Below are 18,113 nucleotides of genomic sequence, written 5' to 3'. Positions count from 1 at the left end.
GGCGCAGCCTCGGCGGCGGCCGGGGTCACGGGTGCGGTGTCGGGCGACGCCGCGGTGTCGGGCGTCTTGGGCGGCTCTTCGCCGGGAAAAGGCAGGGAATTCTGGTTCGGCATCGGCTTCATTATGGCTTAGCCGGTGCAGAAGCATCGTCCTTGACCTGCGCGGCGGCCTCTGCTTCGGCCGCTTTCGCCGCATCCTGTTCAGCTTTGGCCGCATCGGCCGCAGCCAACAGGGCATCGGTGTCCTCCAGTACCCGGGTCAGGTACCAGCGGCCCTGGCGGCGGGTCATGTGCACCTCCGCGTCGATGGTTTCGGTGGCCAGCGGGTACTGGACATGGACGACGGCGGTGTCCCCGTCCTGGCGGAGCAGCTCACCGCGCAGCTCGCGTAGTGACGTGTCCAGCGACAGGCCGTAACTGGCCAGAGCGGTCTTGAACGCCTTCAGGAACGGACCCAGCTGGCGCAGGCTCTGTTCCATGCCGGCCGCCTGCAGCTGCGCGTCCGTGCTCAGGCCGGTGGTGCGGGCGGTCGCGGTCAGCAGGGTAATGGTGGTGGTGGCGCGCTGCTTGTCGGTCAACGGCGCAGCGGCAGCCCAGCGGCTCAGGACCTCGACCAGCTGCACGTAGTGGGCGCGTTCGGCCTCGCTGTAATCTGCCTGGTTGCGCAGATACTGCACGCCGAACAGGCCCATCGAATGTGCGGCCTGGCGCACCCCGGTGGCCTGCCCGGCCATCTGTGCATTGAACGAGCGCTGCAGCCGCTGCGCGGCGTCGGGCTGGGACAACGTCGACAGCAGTGGCAGCAGTTGCCCATCCAGAGGCAGTTCGGTCAGCGGCCAACGGCTGTGGCCCGCCGCCCAGGCCGCTTCCAGCCGCGCGTACTGATCGGGCGGGACTGCCGCCCGGGCGTAGGCCACCAGGTCGTCATCGGCGACGTGTGCGGCCAGCTGCTGCAGCGCCGCCACCGGTTCCGACGCCGGCGCGGCCGGATCGATGGCGTCTCCTTTGCAGCCAGTCAGCAACACCGCCCCACAGAGCGACAGCGACAGCACCCAGTGGCGACAACGCCCCGGCATCAACGGCATGGACATGAACTTCGGACTCCCCGGACCGGCCCGCATCTTCACCCGGGGTGGACGGCGGCGTCTACCGCGCCGCCGTCCGGGCGACCTCAGTCGCCGGTCCAGGTGGCCTGGATGAAGTCACGCACATGGCCGTTGGAGAGCCGGGCGTAGACCCCGGGCAGGCCCGGCAGGGCACAGCCCTCACCCCAGCTGACCGTGCCCAGCACGGTCCAGCGACCCTGCCGCTGCACCATCAGCGGCCCCCCCGAGTCGCCCTGGCAGCTGTCGACGCCTTCGGCACCGGCGCAGATGGCGGTGCCCGCCTGCAGGTCGGGATAGGCCTCGCTGCACTGCTTGAAGCCCACGAACGGTACCTGCACCGTCTGCAGCACGGTAGGCAGTGCGTCGGCGTCCATGTCGGTCACGCCCCAGCCGGTGACCGTGAACGAGCGGCCAGGACGCAGGTAGCTGCCGTCGCCCCTGAGCAGGATGTCGGCGGTTTCAGCCTTGGACAGCGGGCGCTTCAGCTGGACCAGCGCCACGTCGTTGACCAGCGTGTTGGGATCGTAGGCGGGATGCACGTGGACCGCCTTGACGTTGGAGGTTCTTCGCCGTGGCGCGGTGTCCAGGGTGTGCAGTCCGGCGGCGGCGGCCAGGTCCTTCGCGCCGACATCATCCACGCAGTGCGCTGCGGTGAGCACCCACGAGGGCGAGATCAGCGTGGCCCCGCAGCTGTGCCGCTGGTGGTCCGAGTCGCCGCGGCGCAGGCGCTGCAGGCTGACCATGAAGGGGTACTGGCCGGGCTCGGCGTCCTCCCCGCCAATGATGCGCGACGCGTTGTCGGCCGGGACGGGGGGCAGAACCGGCGCAGCGAGGGCTGACAGCGGGAGCAGCGTGGTGACGAGCGCGGCGAGCAGCGCCGGGCGGTAAGTGCTGTACATGCAGCAACATCCTTTGCAGAGTTTGGAATCGACCCTCGCCTCGCCGGGTGGATGCGGGCAGGTCGGGGTCGATTCGACGGCAAAGGGCGGACAAGGAAACGAGAACCCGGTCACGATTTCTGGCGCGGCCGGGCCTGCGTCCCGATTGATGGCTTCAATACTGGATGCGAGTTCACAGCAGAACCGGGACGTGGTTCCGCCGTGTGGGGGATTCCCTACCGCCGAGCGTTGCGGATTTCATCCTGGATGGCCCGTGCCGCCGCACGCGGATCGGCGGCCAACCGGATCGGACGGCCGACCACGATCGCGTCGGCTCCGTCGGCAAAGGCCTGCGCCACGCCCACGGTGCGCTTCTGGTCATCTCCGGCTGGACCGCCCGGACGGATGCCCGGGCAGACGATGGAGAAACCGCTGCCGGTAGCGGCGCGGATCGGCGCGGCCTCCTGGCCGGAGGCGATCACTCCGTCGATGCCGGCCGCTTTCGCGGCCAGCGCGCGCTCGACCACCACCTGCACCGGTTCACGGTCGATGCCCATGCCGCGCAGGTCGTCATGGCCCATCGAGGTCAGCACGGTCACCGCCAGCAGACGCATCTCGCTGCTGTTGGCCGCGGCGCAGGCCTCCATCATGGCGGGGTGCCAGCCGTGGATGGTGGCGTAGCTGACCGGCCACTGCGACAGCCGCTTGATCACCGCCGCAGCGGTGGCCGGAATGTCGAAGAACTTCAGGTCGACGAACACGCGCTTGTCGCGCGCCGCGAGCGCATCAAGCACCTGGAAGTACTCACCGGAGGCCAGCAGTTCCATGCCGATCTTGTAGAACGACACCGAATCGCCAAGCCGGTCGACCCAGGCCAGCGCTTCGTCCTGGCCGGGCACGTCGAGCGCGAAGATCAGGCGCTCGTCGTCCCGCAGAGGCAGCGGCGCGCGGCTCACGGTGCGTAGTCCAGTGCAGCGCGCTTGGCGTCATGGCGGGCCTGGCGCGACTGGCTGTAGTCGTTGTTGAACTGGGCCGGTTCATAGCCGCCGTAGCTCGGGTTGGGCAGCATCCACCAGCGCTCGCCGAACCAGTCGTGGTACTGCTGCTGCAGGGCGTCGCGGGCCTCGTTGGTGTTGGCGGTGACTTCCACGAAGTCACCCAGCTGGTCGCCGAACTGCATCAGCACGCGGTACTTCTGCCCGGCCAGACGGCGGCGGCAGTTCTTCTCGCTGCCGTTCTGCTCGCAGCCTTCCACCACCGTGCCCAGGCCGAGGAACACGCTGTCGTCGGCCACCGGCAGGCCTTCGCTGCGCAGGTTGGCCAGGGTCGCTTCCTTCAGGTGCACGGCACGGTTGGAGATGTACAGCAGGGTCACGCCCTTGGCATTGGCGGCCTTGGCGAAATCAACCACACCCGGAATGGCCTTGGCCTTCTTCTCGGCCACCCATTGCGCCCAGGTCACTTCGTCGTATTCCTTGCCGTCGCGGACCAGGCGCGCCTGGTAGGGCGAGTTGTCGAGAACGGTTTCGTCCACGTCCAGCACCACCGCCGGCTTCAGGCCCTTGGCGTCGTTGCCGCGTTCTTCCGGCACCAGCGCGTCCCAGTTGGCTTCCTTCAGCGCCTTGTCCAGGTGGTCGGCCGCCGAGCGGTAGGTCTGCTCGGTGATGGCACGGTATTCCTGCGACCGCTGCATCCACAGCACCGCGTTGAGGTTGTCGTTGGCCGTGGCATCGGCGGCCCCAGGCGCGACAGCGGCGGCAGTCGGAGCAGCCTCGGCCGTGGCCGCAGGGGCCTCGGTGCGCTTGCAGGCGCTCAGCGCCATCACGGCGCAGGCAAGAACGGACAGGGAAACGGCAGCAGTACGACGCATGTGGCTCACCAGCAACAGATTCGCGCCAGTTTACCGGGTAAGGCCCTGCGGTTCATGGCCGCTGCAGCGCTCGGCTATGCTGCACGCCCCTGAACGCCCCGGAGCGCGCCCGTGAACGACGACACCCCGACCCCCGCCCTGCCCGTGCTGAACGCGGCCCAGGCCCGTGCGCTGGGCTGCCTGATCGAGAAGGAGGCGACCACCCCGGACGCCTACCCGCTGACCGTGAACGCCACCCAGGTGGCGGCCAACCAGAAGACCGCGCGTGAGCCGGTGATGCAGCTGTCGGCCGGGGACGTGCACCATGCGCTGCGCCAGCTGGAGGGCCTGGGCCTGGCGCGGCAGCAGTTCTCCTCGCGGGCCGAGCGCTTCGAGCACCGCGCCGGCAGCGCGCTGGACCTGACCCGCCAGCAGCTGGCTCTGCTGGGCCTGTTGCTGCTGCGCGGGCCGCAGACCAGCGGCGAGCTGCTGACCCGCAGCGAGCGCCTGTTCCAGTTCCAGGACGCCGACGAACTGCGCCACCACCTGGAGCGGATGATCCAGCGCGGACTGGCGGTACAGCTGCCGCGTGCCAGTGGGCAGCGCGAGGACCGCTTCATGCACCTGCTGGGTGGGCCGGTGGATGTGGAGGCGCTGGCGGAGGCGTATAAGGCGGCACCGGCGGCGGGCGGTGGAAGTGCCGCGTTGGAGGCGCGGGTGGCGGAGCTGGAAGCGACAGTCGCAGAACTTCAGGCACAGGTGGCCGGCTTGATGGAACGCATCGGTACCGTAAACTGACCCGGTCATAGGAGCGGGATCCGCATGAGCCGCAAGAACCCGATCTCGGAGCTCACCATCAAGGGCTTCAAGTCGATTCGTTCACTGGATCGGTTTGAACTCTCGAACCTCAATGTACTGCTCGGTGCCAATGGTGCCGGCAAGAGCAGCTTCGTCTCCTACTTCCAGATGCTCGGCAGCATGATGGACGGACAGCTCAAGGCTTGGACGTTGAATCAGGGTTCCGCTGATCGTGTACTGAGCTTCGGGGTGAAGGAGACATCCGAGATCAGTTCATTCGTCAAGTTCGGGCTGAATGGCTACAAGTTTCGCCTGCAGCCCACCAGCGAAGAAGCCTTCCTTATCGCTGAGGAAAAGCTTTACTTCAAAGGGCCGCAGTTTGGTGATGCCTGGATTACGTTGGGAGATGGTTATTCGGAGGCCAAGCTTTCGCAAGCACGGTCGCGCAATGCACTCGAAGCAGGGTTTCGACGAGATGCCGCCGCGTACTGCTTTGATTCCATCTCAAATTGGAAGGTGTATCACTTCCACGACACCAGCGAAACCGCGCTGGTAAAGCGCTCCGGCTCGGTTGAGAACGGCGAGGAGCTCGCATCCGACGCCGGTAACCTGGCGGCTTTCCTGTATCGACTTCAGCGCGAAGATGTCGACGTCTACGAGAACATCCGTCGGACGATTCGCCTTGCCATTCCTTACTTTGATGATTTCAGACTGCGGCCTCGAGTGGACAGATCCGAGGACGAAACAGTTCGCTTGAACTGGCGCCAGATTGGCAGCAAGTACAACTTCTCTCCCAGCCAGCTTTCCGACGGCTCGATCCGTTTCATCTGCCTGGTGACGGCTCTTCTTCAGCCCAACCCACCCTCCACCATCATCATCGACGAGCCCGAGTTGGGCCTACACCCTTATGCGATCACGCTCTTGGGGTCGCTGCTCAAGTCAGCTGCCAGCCGCATGCAGGTGATCGTGTCGACACAGTCTGTACCGCTGGTTGATGAGTTCGCACCAGATGATCTGATCATCGTTGAGCGTGAGGATGGAGGTACGGTGTTCAAGCGTCTGGATTCGGAAGAACTGGCGAGTTGGCTTGAAGACTATTCGCTTGGAGAACTCTGGGAGAAGAACGTTCTGGGAGGCCGGCCCAGAGCATGATCAGAGTCTTCGTTATCTGCGAAGGTCAGACGGAAGAGTCTTTCGTCAACGATGTCCTTGCCCCGCATCTGTGGACGTTCGGGGTTTACCTGTTTCCCAGACTGATCGGCACGCGCGGACACCAAGGTGGGAACGTGAAGTTCGAGAGGGTGCTCGTCGATATAAAGAATCTGGTCCTGGGCGACAGTTCCGCGTATTGCACGACACTTTTCGACTACTACGGGATCCATTCGGACTTTCCTGGGCGTGCTGACGCAAGTGCGGGCTGGCTTCCTGAGAGGAAATACATCCACTTCTGTACTTCTTTCGGCCAAAAAGTCGCTGATGCGCTTGGGCAGGACGCGGCGCGCCGCTTCATTCCCTATGTGCAGATGTACGAGTTTGAGGGACTGCTCTTCTCATGCCCTGTCCGTTTTGCAGCGGGCATGGGGGAACCCACCTTGACGACTCCGCTTCAAGCAATCCGAAATGCATTTGCCACCCCCGAGCACATCAATGACAGTGTTCTGACCGCTCCGTCAAAGCGAATCAGCCAGATCATGCGCGGATACCAGAAGCCACTTCACGGCATCAGCGCCGCTCTGGAAATTGGTTTGCCCGATATCCGGCAGGCATGCGGATTGTTCGACCAGTGGGTGTCAGAGCTTGAAGCCCTGGGCCCCTAGTCAGACCTCCGCCGCACCTGGCGTGGCAAACACCAGTACCTCTTCATCCACCGGCGGCGGCAGCCGCAATCGACCGCGCGGCTCCATTCCCAGCTTCTGCAACAGCGCCGCCGAGCGTTCGTTATGCGGGGCCACGATGCCGTACAGCTCGGGATACCCCAACCGGTCACGTGCGTAATGCTGCACGCCACGTGCCGCCTCGAACGCATACCCCTGCCCTTCATACTGCGCCTTCAACGCATAGCCTATGTCCGGCCCGGGCAGCTCCGGACGCTTGACCAGCCCGGCATTGCCCAACCACGCGCCATCGCTGCGGCGGATGATCGCGTACATGCCGAACCCGTTGAGCGTGTAACTGCCCAGCACGCGCTCGGCGGTATAGTCACGCGCCTGCGCCAGCGTGCGTACGCCGCGGTCGGCGATGTTGCGGATGAAGCCGGGCTCGTTGAGCAGGGCCAGCATGTCGGCCGCGTCGTGGTCAGGGTCGATCAGGCGCAGGTGCAGGCGGTCGGTCTGGATCAGGGCGGACATGCGGTTACCAGGCGTAATGACATGCCATGGATTGTGCATGGAATGCGGCGGTGCCGGGCAAGCCCGGCACTACATCAGTCAAACAACGCCTGGATCGCGGCGAGGCCGGCGTTGGCGCGTTCTTTCTTACGCGCCGCATCGGCGACGGGATCAGCCCCATCGCGCTGCATTTCCTCAGCCGGAATCTCGTCGAAGAAGCGGCTGGGCTTGAGCCGCACGTGCTCACCGAACTTGCGGGTGAGCTTGCTGTAGCTCATCCACAGCTGCACCTTGGCGCGGGTGATACCGACGTACAGCAGCCGGCGTTCTTCCTGCAGGGTGCCTTCGTCCAGGCTGACCTGGTGCGGCAGCACGCCGTCCTCGCAGCCGACGATGAACACATAGGGGAACTCCAGCCCCTTGGAGGCATGCAGGGTCATCATCCGCACCTGGTTGCCGCCGTCGTCCTTGTCGTTGCGCGACAGCAACGCCAGCTGCGCGGCAAGGTCGGCAGTGGACGCGCCACGCGGGCCGCCCTCGAACCACTGCGCCAGCTCCTCCAGGTTGCCCAGGCGACGCTGGTAGGTGGACTCCTCCTTGCAGCTGCTGCGCAGTTCAGACACGAGCCCGGAATCCTTCACCAGCTTGCGCACCAGGTCGCCCGAGCTGAGCTGGGGCATGCCGGCGCGCAGGTCGCGCAGGATGTCGGTGAACCGGCTCAGGCTGTTGGCCGCGCGCGGCGGCAGCTGGGCCAGCGCGCCAATCGCCTCGGCGGCATGCGCCATCGGCATGTCTTTTTCAGAAGCCAGTTCAGCCAGCTTGGCCAGGGTGCCCGCGCCGACTTCGCGCTTGGGCGACTGCACCGCGCGCATGAACGCGGTATCGTCATCCGGGTTCACCAGCAGGCGCAGCCACGACAGCGTGTCCTTCACTTCCTGGCGTTCAAGAAACGCGGTGCCACCGGTGATGTGGTACGGCGCGCGCACCAGCTGCAGCGCTTTTTCCAGCGGCCGCGACTGGAAGTTGCCGCGGAACAGGATGCAGAAATCGCTCCACGGGATCTGCTTGGAGGTCGCCAGATAGGAGATCTCGGCGGCCACCTTCTCCGCTTCATGCTCGCTGTTGCGGCATTCCCACACGCGGATGCGCTCGCCGTCGGCCTGGTCGCTCCACAGCTTCTTCAGGTGCTCGTGCGGATTGTTGGCAATCAGCGCGTTGGCCGCGCGCAGCACGCGGTTGGAGCAGCGGTAGTTCTGCTCGAGCTTGATGATTTCCAGCGCAGGGTAGTCGCGCGCCATCTGCTGCAGGTTTTCCGGGTTGGCACCGCGCCAGGCGTAGATGGACTGGTCGTCATCGCCCACGCAGGTGAAGTTGCCCGCGCTGCCGGCCAGCTGCTTGAGCAGCCGGTACTGGGCGTCGTTGGTATCCTGGCATTCGTCGACCAGCAGGTAGCCGATGCGCTCGCGCCAGGCCAGCGCGATCTCCGGCTGTTCTTCCAGAACCTGTACCGGCAGCCGGATCAGATCATCGAAGTCGACCGCGTTGAAGGCGGTCAGGCGCAGCTGATAGCGCTCGTACACGCTGGCCGCTTCTTTCTCGCGGTTGCTGCGTGCGGCCGCCATCGCCTGCTCCGGCGAAAGGCCGGCATTCTTGGCGCGCGAGATCAGGTTCTTCACATCTTCGATGTCGTCCGGCTTGGCCCCATACATCAGGTCCTTGACCTGCGAGGTGGCGTCATCGGCGTCGAAGATCGAGAAGCCGCGCTTGAGGCCGACCGCGGCGTGCTCGATCTGCAGGAATTTCAGTCCCAGCGCGTGGAAGGTGCAGATGGTGACCTCGTCCGCGTCGCTTCCGTGCAGGCGCTTGGCCACACGCTCGCGCATTTCCTTGGCGGACTTGTTGGTGAAGGTGATCGCGGCAATGCGGCGCGCCGGGTAGCGCCTGCTGGCGATCAGCTGGGCAATCTTTTCCACGATGACGCGCGTCTTGCCGCTGCCCGCGCCAGCCAGCACCAGCAGGGGACCTTCGCAGTGCAGGACTGCGGCGCGTTGAGGGGGGTTGAGACCGTGCATGCCTACTCCGTAACCGGCGGCATTGTACCGGGCTTCACGCCACTGGACGGACGGCCGGCTTGCATGTGGCCCAAGCCTGGAGTATTCAGGAAACTGCGAACAAGGGAGTGTGGTGCATGAAGCCGTTCACTGCTGCCGGTCGTACCTTCGGCGTGATGCTGTCCCTGCTGGCCCTGCCCGTGGCTCACGCTGCGGAGCATCCGGTCACCGACCCGTACGAAGCCGAGGTGACGCAGTCGGAGGGCTTTCTGATGGCGCACCCGGACCTGCGCATGCGCAAGGCGGGTGTGGCGGCGCGCCAGCGCGGCCGCTACGAGGAGGCCCGCGAGCAGTTCAGGATCGCGGCCAGCTATGCAGACAAGCTGTCCCAGGCGGCGTTGGCCGAACTTTATTGGGAGGGCAAGGGCGGTGACGTGGATCGCGCGTTGGGCTACGTCTGGATGGACCTTGCCGCTGAACGTGGAACGCCTTGGCTGCTGGCACAGCGCGAGGCCTACTGGAATGCCCTGGATGCTGCCGAGCGCCAACGCGCCATCGAAGAGGGGCGGAAGCTCTATGCCGAGTACGGCGATCCCACCGCATGGCCGCGAATGGAACGCGAGTTGCGGGTCGGTGCGCGTGACGTCACCGGGAGCCGGGCCGGCTGGGACGGGTCGATGCGCAGCCAGTCGCGCGGCATTGTCGGCGCACGTACGCTCAGCCCGGAGGAGTTCCGCAAGGCCCGCTACTGGGATCCGGTCGCCTATCGGCAATGGCAGGACGAGGCGCTGGCGCGCGCCGGTAGCGCCAGCGACTAGCCCCTCGCCGTAGAATTGGCCCATGGCCAAGCTCTACTTCTACTATTCGGCGATGAACGCCGGCAAGACCACCACGCTGCTGCAGTCGGCGCACAACTATCGCGAGCGCGGCATGCGGGTGGCGATCCTGACCCCGCGGCTGGACGACCGCGCCGGGCGCGGCGTGGTGGCCTCCAGAATCGGGCTGAAGGCCGACGGCGTGGCTTTTGACCGCGAGACGGACCTGGAGCAACTCATCCGCGAGGACCTGTCAGCACACGGCCCGTTGGGCTGCGTGCTGGTGGACGAGGCCCAGTTCCTCAGCCGCAGCCAGGTCTGGCAGCTCAGCGAGGTGGTCGACCAGCTGCGCATTCCGGTGCTGTGCTACGGACTGCGTACCGACTTCCGCGGCGAGCTGTTCGAGGGCAGCCAGTACCTGCTGGCCTGGGCCGACGAGATGCAGGAGATCAAAACCATCTGCCACAGCGGCAAGAAGGCGACCATGACCGTACGCGTGGACGAACACGGCCACGCGGTGCAGGACGGTCCGCAGGTGGAGATCGGCGGCAACGAACGCTACGTGTCGGTCAGCCGCGCCGAGTTCAAAAAGATCACGCGGGGCGAGGGCCGGATTGACCCGATGCAGGCGGCATTACCGTTGTAATCAATACAATGTCCGCTCCGGCGCGCCGGCCGGTGGCGGGTTGTACTGATACAACCACGTCTCCGTCAGCGTCTTGCCGCCACTGCGCAGGTACAGGCGGATGTCGATCTGGTCGGTGCTGTTGTCCGGCGGCACCAGATCGAACATGGCGCGGTAACCCTTGATCTCGCGCAGCGGGCGTGCCGAGACGATCTCGGTGCGGCCACGGCTGGTCTGCACCACCGCTTCCACTTCGCCCTTGTCGATCAGCGAGGCCAGCTCGCCGCCTTCGAAATCCACCGCGAAGCGCCACGAGAAGTACTCGCGCTTCTTGCCGATCACCCCGCCCAGCCCGGTGCGGGTGGCCACGGCGTGGGCCAGCGGCGGTCGCGCCGGCGGCTCGGCTCCCCAGTACAGGCGATAGCCCAGCAGCATCTCCTGGCCCGGCTGCGGTTTCGCTTCCGGATTCCAGAACGCCACGATGTTGTCAAAGGTTTCGTCCACGGTGGGGATCTCCACCAGCTGCACCGAGCCCCTGCCCCACTGCCCCTTCGGCTCCACCCACAGGCACGGGCGCTTCTCGTAGAACACGCCATCATCCTGGTAGTGGTCGAAGTTGCGGTCGCGCTGCAGCAGTCCGAAGCCCTTGGGATTGTTGTCCACGAACATGTTGAAGCGCAGCTGGCGCGGGTTGCTCAGCGGTCGCCAGATCCACTCGCCGGCTCCGGTCCACATCGACAGGCCATCGGTATCGTGGATCTCCGGGCGCCAGTCCCAGGCCATGCGGCGGTCGTTCTCGCCGACCTGGTACATGCTGGTGCAGGGGGCGATGCCGAGCCGCTCGATGGTCTTGCGCGGGTACAACGCCACGTCCACGTCCATCAGCAGCACGTCGCCGTTGGTGATGGCGAAGCGGTAAGCACCGGCCACGCTGGGCGAATCCAGCAGGGCGTACACCACCAGCGTGTTGGAGTCCTTGGCGGGCTGTTCGAGGAAGTAGGCGATGAAGTCCGGGAACTCCTCCGGACGGTCCATGCCGGTGTCGATGGCGAGGCCGCGCGCGGACTGGCCATACTGGCCTTCCCTGCCGACCGCGCGGAAATAGCTGGCACCCAGGAACGCGGCGAAGTCGCGGTCGGTGTCCTGGCGGGTGTTGAGGCGGAAGCCGGCAAAGCCCAGGTCGGCGGGCAGGTGGCTGCCTTTCAGTCCGCTTTTGCCGTAGTCGAACGCAGCCGGGTCATAGGCCAGTTCCTGCGCCATGCCGTCGACCACGTCGAACATCCGCACCGGCGAATGGAAGTACAGGCCCAGGTGGAAGAACTTGGCCTGGAAGCGGCCCGGCTGGTCGGCCCACAGGGCGTGGTCCTGGCGGTAGCGGATCGACTGGTACTGGTCCCAGTCCAGCGCCTCCAGCGGGCCCGGCAGCGTGCGCCGGTGGCTCTTGTAAGCCGCTTCAGACAGCGCGCGGGCCTGCCCCTTCAGCGTGGCGAAATCGAACGGCTGCGGCTGGCCGAGCCGGCGCAGGCCCACCTGGTTGCCTTGTGCGGCGCAGGCCGGCAGCGCGGGAAAGCCGATAGCCGCCAGGGCCAGGGAAGCGTTGCGGAGGAAGTCGCGTCGTTGCATGCGGGGCAGCACGGCAGGAGAGGGCCGGCCATCATAGGCACGCGAACGTTAAATCGCCGCTGAGATGAATGGGGACCGTTCAGTCTCGCGAGGCGACGGTATGCAGCGCGCTGTCGCTGCACGCCTCCAGGGCGAGCTCGATGCTGCGCGCCACCCGCCCGCCCTCCGGGCGCTGCCTGCGCACGTCATCGCGCAGCAGCAGCAACGCCGCGCGGCCACGCGGCGGAGCCTGGCTGCAGCGAAGCTGGCCCTGCAGCAGGCGCGCGCGCCAGCGCAGCTGCTCGGTGCGCAGATCACTGCCGTCCACGTCGACCACCTGTGCGAGGACCCGCTCGGCCTCCACCGTCTGCCCCAGGCGGACCAGGTTGCGCGCCCAGGCGAGCTGCACCGCGCGCTGCTGCAGCACCGCCTCCGGACCGCCTCGCGGTGAGCGCCGCATCAGCGCCGCAAGGCGCTGCCCGGCATCCACCGGGTCCACCCTGGCCCCCATGATGTCGGCCATGCGCCAGTCCGCGCGCTGCACCAGCGGGTCGTCCTCGCCGCGCTGCGAGGCCAGCCATTGGCGACCCTCGCGCAGCGCCGCCAGCGCCTCTTCCCAGCGACCGGCGTCGGCCAGGGCCACGCCATAGTCGTACAACCCCTGCGGCAGCAGGCCCACGCAGTCAGGCTGGCGCCAGATCGCCACCGCGCGGGCGAAGTCCTCCACCGCGCGATCGGTGTCGCCCCGCTCGCGTGCCAGCAGCCCCATTGCGTTCCAGCTGGCCCCGGTGTCGCGGTGCTGTTCGCCGAGTGCCTGGCGGGTCAGCCGGTGCACTTCGCGCAGGGTCGCTTCGGCCTGCGCCAGGTCACCGCGTTGCAGGGCCAGCGTGCCACGCAGGCGGCGTATGCCCAGGGTTTCCGGATGGTCCGGCCCATACAGGCTCACCGCGTCTGTCCAGGCCAGGTGGAGGTGCTGCGAGGCGGCGTCGAGATCACCTTGTGCTGCCAGCGTTTCACCTAGGTGGCGGCGCAGGGTGACGCGCTGCGGATCGCGTTCGCTGGTGCGCAGCTGCAACAGCTGCAGGGCATGGCGGTAGCCGGCCAGCGCGGCCTGCGTGTGGCCCTCATCGCTGTCCAGTGCGGCCAGGTCGGCCAGGCTTTCTGCAGTGCCGGTGGTGTCCTTGAGCACGTCCCTGCGCAGGGTCAGTGCCTGGCCGAACGCCTCACGCGCGGGGCGGCGGTAGCCCAGCAGCTGCTGGCAGCGGCCCAGCTGGGCGTGATACTCGGCCACGAGAGAGGGGAATGCCTGCTGGTACTGCGTGGCCAACGCCTGCATCGGGCCCAGGTGGGCCACGCATTCGCGTGAGCGTCCCAGCATGCGCAGCGCGCGCCCTCGCTGGGTGACCGCTTCGATCTGGAGTTCGGGCGGTACGTCGTCCACCTGCTCCAGCAGCGCGCGCTGCCGGTCCAGCGTCTGCAGGGCCAGCTGGTAATCGCCCAGCCCGATCCGCAGCCGCCCGATCACCCCTTCCAGGTCAGCCAACGGCAACGGCTGGTCGGCCAGTTCGGCTTCGCCGCGCTGTTGCCCGGTGGCCAGCATCTGGCGCACGTCGAAGCTGCCGTGGCGCACGCTGGCGGCGCGGTCGAACAAACCGATGGTGAAGTCCTGCATCGCCTGCGCACGCGCGATCTCGCGCCGTGCCTGCTGCATCTGCCACAGCGCCAGCACCGCCAGTGCGAGCAGGGCCACCACGCTCACCGCCCCCAGCGCCACACCCCAGCGGTGACGTCCCAGGTATTTGCGCAGCCGGTACAACGCGCGCTGCGGCCGCGCATGGATGGGTCTTCCCTCCAGAAAGCGCTGCACGTCCTGCGAAAGCGCCTCCACCGAGGCGTAGCGCTGCGCCGGTTCCTTCTGCAGCGCCTTGAGCAGGATCGTATCCATGTCGCCGCGCAGCCGGCGCGCCAGCCGGCGGGTGGCGGGAGACGGGGCCGTTTCGGCGCGCAGCAGCAGGCTGGAGGCGCGCGGCGCATTTACTTCCAGAATCGAGCGCTCCCACTCGGCGTCGCTGAGCCGCCGAAGGCGATAGGGCTTGCGTCCGGTGATCACCTCGAACAGCACCACCCCCAGCGAGTACACATCGGTCAATGTCGTCACGGGTTCGCCGCGCACCTGCTCGGGTGCGGCGTAGTGCAGGGTGAAGGCGCGTGCTTCGGTCGGTGGATGCGTCCCGATGTCACGCGGCTGATCGTCATCGAGCAGCTTGGCAATGCCGAAGTCCAGCAGCTTCACCTCGCCGTCGGCAGTGACCAGGATGTTCGAGGGCTTCAGGTCGCGATGCACGATCAGGTTGGCGTGGGCATGGCTGACCACCGCACACACCTGCTGCATCAGTTTCAGCCGTCGCTCCAGCGGCAGCTGCTGGCGTTGGCAGTAGTCGGTGATCGGTTCGCCTTCCACATACGCCAGGGCCAGATACGGCTGCCCCTGCAGGTCGATGCCCGCATCCAGCAGCTGGGCCAGGTGCGGATGCTGCAGGCGCGCCAGGATTTCGCGCTCGCGGCTGAAGCGCTGGCGCAGCCCAGGATCGGCGTAGCCGCTGCGCAGCAGCTTCAGCGCCACCTGGCGTTCGTAGAGACCATCGGCGCGTTCGGCCAGCCAGACCTCGCCCATGCCCCCCTCACCCAGCCGGCGCAGCAGCCGGTAGGGACCTATGCGGGTTCCCTCGCGGCTGTCTTCCGGAGCCGCCGTCCACAGCGGCTGCGCCATGAAGTCCTCGCTTTCGGCTTCATGCTGCAGCAGTCGCTTCACCTCCTCGGCCAGGGTCGGGTCGGACGCATGCAGCCGCGCCAGGCGCGCCGCGCGCTGGTCGGGGGGCAACTCCAGCAACTGATCCAGCAGCGACGACAACTGCTGCCAGCGCCCTGCTTCCATACGATCGATCTCCGACCGCCGTTGAACGACTCAGTCTTCGCGTACCGACGCCAGCAGGAACAGCCGCGCCTTCTGCCAGTCGCGGCGGATGCTGCGTTCCGATCGCTGGCACAGGTCGGCGATCTCCTGTTCCGACAACCCCGCGAAGTAACGCAGCTCGACCACCTTGGCCAGATGTCCGTCCACGGCCTGCAGCCGCGCCAGGGCTACGTCGAGCGCCAGCAGGTCTTCGTCCAGGCGCACGCCGCTGCTGCTGTTCTCGGGAATTTCCGCCACCCGCTTCAGGTCACCGCCGCGTTTGCGCGCCAGCCGGTTGCGGGCGTAGTCCACCACCACACTGCGCATCGCCGAGGCGGCGTAGGCGAAGAAGTGGGCCCGGTCTTCAAAGCGCGCCGCACCCCGCGCGCCCAGCAGCTTCAGGTAGGACTCGTGTACCAGCGATGTGGCATCGAGCGTACGCCCCTGCTGACCGGCGAGCTGGCGACGGGCCATGCTGTGCAGTTCCTGATACAGCAGGGTCAGCACCCGATCCAGCGCGGCACGGTCGCCCGAGCGGGCCGAATCCAGCCATACCGTGATATCCGGGCCTTCGTCCATGCCAAACCCCCGCCGGTGACGTTGGGCCGACTATAGCGCCCGCGTGGGCCTAAAAGTGCGACTCAGCGCTGGCAATGGCTGCACCACACACTGGCGCGCTGGCCAATGGTGGCGTGGCGCAGGGGCCGACCGCACTGCCGGCACGGCTCGCCTTCACGCCCGTAAACCAGCAGCTCCTGTTCGAAGTAGCCAGGCGCACCGTCCGGGTTGATGAAGTCGCGCAGGGTGGTGCCGCCACGGGTGATGGCGTGGCCGAGGATCTGTTTCACCGCCGCGCCCAGCCGCTGGTAGCGCTCACGCGAGATCTTGCCGGCTTCACGCAGCGGGTTGATGCCCGCCATGAACAGGCTTTCGGCGGCATAGATGTTGCCCACCCCGACCACGATCCCCTGGTCCATCAGGAAGGTCTTCACCGGGGCCTTGCGGCCACGGCTGCGCTGGAACAGGTAGTCACCGTCGAAGACGTCGTCGAGCGGTTCCGGGCCGAGCCCGGCCAGCAGTTCGTGGGTCTGCCCCGCCGGTTGCCAGAGCAGGCTGCCGAACCGGCGCGGGTCGTTGAAGCGCAGCAGGCGGCCGTTGTCCAGGCTGATGTCGACGTGATCGTGGGCGCGTACCGGCGTGTCACCCGGCAGCACCCGCAGGCTGCCGGACATGCCCAGGTGCAGCACCGCGCTGCCGATGGCGGTGTCCAGCAGCAGGTACTTGGCTCGGCGGCGCACGCCTTCAATCGCCTGGCCCGGCAGCAGCGTGCTGATTTCATCCGGAATCGGCCAGCGCAGGTCCGGCCGACGCAGGATCACGCCATGAATTCGGCGGCCTTCCAGGTGCGGCGCGAGGCCACGGCGGGTGGTTTCTACTTCGGGCAGTTCGGGCATGCGTGGATTCTACCCCTGGTGCCGCTCGGTCAAACGCCCTGTTCGACCGTCGCCACCGGCGCACGGTCCGGGAACAACGTCGGCAGCACCTCGACGAACTTCGCCACGCAGGCATCCGCGTTGCGCTGTGCGGTTTCCTTCAGCAGCGCGTAATCATCCGCCTGCCAGGCCTCCAGCGTGGCGGTCGCCGGCGCTTCCTGCCCGCACTGCACACCCTCACCCCCAGTCAGCTTCAGCGTCAGCAGACGACGGCGATACGGGAAACCGAGGTGCACGGTCTGACGCAGCTCGTACTGGGTTTCGGCATTGTCCAGCTCCTGATAGATCAGGTTGAAGGCATCGGCCGTAGCGACCACCGGCTTCTCTTCTTCCGGCAGCGCACCCGGATGGGCGGTGAAATAGGTCGTCAGCGCGGCGCGCACCTTGTCCTGCAGGTAGCCGAACGCCGGGTTCTCGATCTCCTTCACGCGGCTGCCCTTCAACTGATCCTTCTTGAAGGTGCTGCCACCGCCGAGGTGACCGCTGAACAGCGACATCGCCACCTGCGCAGCCACAACCTTGCCGGTGGTGGAGCGCTGCACCACGCGCAGGGTTCTGTCGCCGACCGGCTGACCGTTGGAACCCACCTGCATTTCGGCCTCAACCGGCACCAGCCCTTCCCACGCCGGGGCTATTGCCACCGGGGCCGGCTCTTCTTCGACGGCAGCGTCGGTGACGGCTTCGGGCGCATCGGCCACGACGACGGCTTCGGTCGCTTGCTCGGCAGTGGCTGCGGCGGTCTCCTCGACAGGTGCCACAGGTGCGTCAGCTGCCATAGCCGGCGCGGATTCAACCACATCGGTGACGACCGGCTCGGTCGCCAACGCCGGTGCAGACACAACGAGGCCGCCCAGCAGCAGGGCGGAAAAAAGGGGGAGTCTGGTGTACATGAGTGTCCTTAAGGGATATCTAAAAGCGTCCTGTGCGAGCAGCCAGGAAGTCAGCACCGGCTGCGCGCTGACGCTATCGGCGTGCAAACGTAGAACTTGAGCCAACCTGTCGCTCGATTCACACGAAGATCGAGCTGGTAGCGTCGGTCGACAGACGACGGCACAGAGCCTCTCCACACCCGGTAACGCATGACCCGCACCGAAGGAGCCCCGCCGTCCATCACACATCACGCGCAGTGATGCGGCCACGCGGGCCAATCGCGTCCATGCCGCATCCCAAATCGCAACTTCATTTCACCGACCAACCCGCCATCAGCGCGAAATCCAACCCTGTGTTCGCCATTGATTCCTTCAATACTGGGACGCGCCTCTCAAAAATCGCGGGCCAAAACCGACAACGGCTCCATTACGACCAACCTCCGCAACTCCTTGTCGCATTTGCCAATTTCAATTGTTCGTCGAACCGAGCACTGTCCGCTCCGGGTGTTACAGCCCTTCCTCAACGAAAATTGTTTGTGCATCCCTGAGTCGGGAGGGTGGTTAATACAACACCCTCGTGAGGGGGAAATACGCCACACCGTCTCGTTGAGCGGCTGTAAACCTCCCGACCGCCTCGCCTCCCCGGCGAGGGGTCTTCAATGTCGATGGAGTGAACCTGCCCCGCTGAAACGGACGCCAAGAAGCGATAATTTACTCGCACTTGGAGGTTCCCTATGTCACGTCCCCC

The 18,113-nt window shown here is 66.5% G+C and carries 16 protein-coding genes; 5 read left to right on the top strand and 11 right to left on the bottom strand.

The window, feature by feature from the left end:
* Positions 1-121: 121 nt before the first annotated feature.
* The 4 genes from EGJ34_RS14365 to EGJ34_RS14350 all read right to left on the bottom strand — a co-directional run bounded on the left by EGJ34_RS14365 (position 122) and on the right by EGJ34_RS14350 (position 3,853).
* Entirely contained in the window at positions 122-1,090 is a 969-nt protein-coding gene (locus EGJ34_RS14365; protein WP_125361149.1) for a hypothetical protein, read from the bottom strand.
* Between the two features lie 80 nt (positions 1,091-1,170).
* Entirely contained in the window at positions 1,171-2,004 is an 834-nt protein-coding gene (locus tag EGJ34_RS14360; protein ID WP_125361148.1) for a serine protease, read from the bottom strand.
* 215 nt (positions 2,005-2,219) lie between these two features.
* Positions 2,220-2,939: an orotidine-5'-phosphate decarboxylase gene (gene pyrF / locus EGJ34_RS14355; RefSeq protein WP_125361147.1), complete on the bottom strand. Its 720-nt coding sequence runs from the start codon at positions 2,937-2,939 to the stop codon at positions 2,220-2,222.
* Positions 2,936-3,853, bottom strand: a complete 918-nt coding sequence (locus EGJ34_RS14350) for a 5'-nucleotidase, lipoprotein e(P4) family (RefSeq protein WP_125361146.1) — start codon at positions 3,851-3,853, stop codon at positions 2,936-2,938. The genes pyrF and EGJ34_RS14350 overlap by 4 nt, the downstream gene beginning before the upstream one ends.
* 111 nt (positions 3,854-3,964) lie before the next feature.
* On the opposite strand from EGJ34_RS14350, the gene EGJ34_RS14345 reads away from it, so the two are divergent.
* Genes EGJ34_RS14345 through EGJ34_RS14335 form a run of 3 tightly spaced genes read left to right on the top strand, consistent with a single transcriptional unit; the run spans position 3,965 to position 6,447 of the window.
* Positions 3,965-4,630 carry a DUF480 domain-containing protein gene (locus tag EGJ34_RS14345; protein ID WP_125361145.1) on the top strand — a complete coding sequence of 222 codons (666 nt, stop codon included), beginning with the start codon at positions 3,965-3,967 and terminating at the stop codon, positions 4,628-4,630.
* Positions 4,631-4,654: 24 nt separating this feature from the next.
* On the top strand, positions 4,655-5,782 hold the full coding sequence (locus EGJ34_RS14340) for an AAA family ATPase (RefSeq protein WP_125361144.1): 1,128 nt from the start codon (positions 4,655-4,657) through the stop codon (positions 5,780-5,782).
* On the top strand, positions 5,779-6,447 hold the full coding sequence (locus EGJ34_RS14335) for a DUF4276 family protein (RefSeq protein ID WP_125361143.1): 669 nt from the start codon (positions 5,779-5,781) through the stop codon (positions 6,445-6,447). Before EGJ34_RS14340 ends, EGJ34_RS14335 begins: the two co-directional genes overlap by 4 nt.
* Here the strand turns inward: EGJ34_RS14335 and EGJ34_RS14330 are convergent, their stop codons facing one another.
* The gene (locus EGJ34_RS14330) at positions 6,448-6,978 is read right to left on the bottom strand and encodes a GNAT family N-acetyltransferase (protein WP_125361142.1); all 531 of its coding nucleotides are present in this window, start codon (positions 6,976-6,978) and stop codon (positions 6,448-6,450) included. It lies immediately after the preceding gene.
* Positions 6,979-7,052: 74 nt separating this feature from the next.
* Entirely contained in the window at positions 7,053-9,029 is a 1,977-nt protein-coding gene (locus tag EGJ34_RS14325) for a UvrD-helicase domain-containing protein (RefSeq protein WP_125361141.1), read from the bottom strand.
* Positions 9,030-9,145: 116 nt separating this feature from the next.
* Here EGJ34_RS14325 and EGJ34_RS14320 point away from each other — a divergent pair, with 116 nt between their 5' ends.
* Both EGJ34_RS14320 and EGJ34_RS14315 read left to right on the top strand, forming a co-directional pair.
* A complete protein-coding gene (locus EGJ34_RS14320) occupies positions 9,146-9,826 on the top strand; it encodes a hypothetical protein (RefSeq protein ID WP_125361140.1) in 681 nt (226 codons plus the stop codon).
* Positions 9,827-9,848: 22 nt separating this feature from the next.
* Positions 9,849-10,469 (top strand): thymidine kinase, encoded by a 621-nt coding sequence (locus tag EGJ34_RS14315; RefSeq protein ID WP_125361139.1) that lies wholly within the window; start codon positions 9,849-9,851, stop codon positions 10,467-10,469.
* Here the strand turns inward: EGJ34_RS14315 and EGJ34_RS14310 are convergent, their stop codons facing one another.
* The 5 genes from EGJ34_RS14310 to EGJ34_RS14290 all read right to left on the bottom strand — a co-directional run bounded on the left by EGJ34_RS14310 (position 10,470) and on the right by EGJ34_RS14290 (position 17,386).
* Positions 10,470-12,071, bottom strand: a complete 1,602-nt coding sequence (locus EGJ34_RS14310) for a glucan biosynthesis protein D (protein WP_125361138.1) — start codon at positions 12,069-12,071, stop codon at positions 10,470-10,472.
* A 79-nt stretch (positions 12,072-12,150) separates the two neighbouring features.
* Positions 12,151-14,985, bottom strand: a complete 2,835-nt coding sequence (locus EGJ34_RS14305; RefSeq protein ID WP_125361137.1) for a serine/threonine-protein kinase — start codon at positions 14,983-14,985, stop codon at positions 12,151-12,153.
* A gap of 30 nt (positions 14,986-15,015) precedes the next feature.
* Positions 15,016-15,582: an ECF-type sigma factor gene (locus tag EGJ34_RS14300; RefSeq protein ID WP_125361136.1), complete on the bottom strand. Its 567-nt coding sequence runs from the start codon at positions 15,580-15,582 to the stop codon at positions 15,016-15,018.
* A 62-nt stretch (positions 15,583-15,644) separates the two neighbouring features.
* On the bottom strand, positions 15,645-16,457 hold the full coding sequence (gene mutM / locus EGJ34_RS14295) for a bifunctional DNA-formamidopyrimidine glycosylase/DNA-(apurinic or apyrimidinic site) lyase (protein ID WP_125361135.1): 813 nt from the start codon (positions 16,455-16,457) through the stop codon (positions 15,645-15,647).
* 29 nt (positions 16,458-16,486) lie between these two features.
* A complete protein-coding gene (locus tag EGJ34_RS14290; protein WP_185750181.1) occupies positions 16,487-17,386 on the bottom strand; it encodes a hypothetical protein in 900 nt (299 codons plus the stop codon).
* Between the last annotated feature and the right edge of the window lie 727 nt (positions 17,387-18,113).

The sequence above is a fragment of the Stenotrophomonas sp. 278 genome (assembly GCF_003935715.1).
In the GTDB taxonomy this organism is placed as follows: domain Bacteria; phylum Pseudomonadota; class Gammaproteobacteria; order Xanthomonadales; family Xanthomonadaceae; genus Stenotrophomonas; species Stenotrophomonas maltophilia_AH.
This window is presented reverse-complemented; position numbering and strand designations above follow the sequence as displayed.

What these genes read in the sequence shown, in the direction of transcription:
- EGJ34_RS14305 (WP_125361137.1), bottom strand. Translation starts at nt 14,985, where the DNA reads ATGGAAGCAGGGCGCTGGCAGCAGTTGTCGTCGCTGCTGGATCAGTTG.
- EGJ34_RS14335 (WP_125361143.1), top strand. Translation starts at nt 5,779, where the DNA reads ATGATCAGAGTCTTCGTTATCTGCGAAGGTCAGACGGAAGAGTCTTTC.
- EGJ34_RS14300 (WP_125361136.1), bottom strand. Translation starts at nt 15,582, where the DNA reads ATGGACGAAGGCCCGGATATCACGGTATGGCTGGATTCGGCCCGCTCG.
- EGJ34_RS14290 (WP_185750181.1), bottom strand. Translation starts at nt 17,386, where the DNA reads ATGTACACCAGACTCCCCCTTTTTTCCGCCCTGCTGCTGGGCGGCCTC.
- EGJ34_RS14310 (WP_125361138.1), bottom strand. Translation starts at nt 12,071, where the DNA reads ATGCAACGACGCGACTTCCTCCGCAACGCTTCCCTGGCCCTGGCGGCT.
- EGJ34_RS14360 (WP_125361148.1), bottom strand. Translation starts at nt 2,004, where the DNA reads ATGTACAGCACTTACCGCCCGGCGCTGCTCGCCGCGCTCGTCACCACG.
- EGJ34_RS14320 (WP_125361140.1), top strand. Translation starts at nt 9,146, where the DNA reads ATGAAGCCGTTCACTGCTGCCGGTCGTACCTTCGGCGTGATGCTGTCC.
- EGJ34_RS14350 (WP_125361146.1), bottom strand. Translation starts at nt 3,853, where the DNA reads ATGCGTCGTACTGCTGCCGTTTCCCTGTCCGTTCTTGCCTGCGCCGTG.
- mutM (WP_125361135.1), bottom strand. Translation starts at nt 16,457, where the DNA reads ATGCCCGAACTGCCCGAAGTAGAAACCACCCGCCGTGGCCTCGCGCCG.
- EGJ34_RS14325 (WP_125361141.1), bottom strand. Translation starts at nt 9,029, where the DNA reads ATGCACGGTCTCAACCCCCCTCAACGCGCCGCAGTCCTGCACTGCGAA.
- EGJ34_RS14330 (WP_125361142.1), bottom strand. Translation starts at nt 6,978, where the DNA reads ATGTCCGCCCTGATCCAGACCGACCGCCTGCACCTGCGCCTGATCGAC.
- EGJ34_RS14315 (WP_125361139.1), top strand. Translation starts at nt 9,849, where the DNA reads ATGGCCAAGCTCTACTTCTACTATTCGGCGATGAACGCCGGCAAGACC.
- EGJ34_RS14365 (WP_125361149.1), bottom strand. Translation starts at nt 1,090, where the DNA reads ATGTCCATGCCGTTGATGCCGGGGCGTTGTCGCCACTGGGTGCTGTCG.
- EGJ34_RS14340 (WP_125361144.1), top strand. Translation starts at nt 4,655, where the DNA reads ATGAGCCGCAAGAACCCGATCTCGGAGCTCACCATCAAGGGCTTCAAG.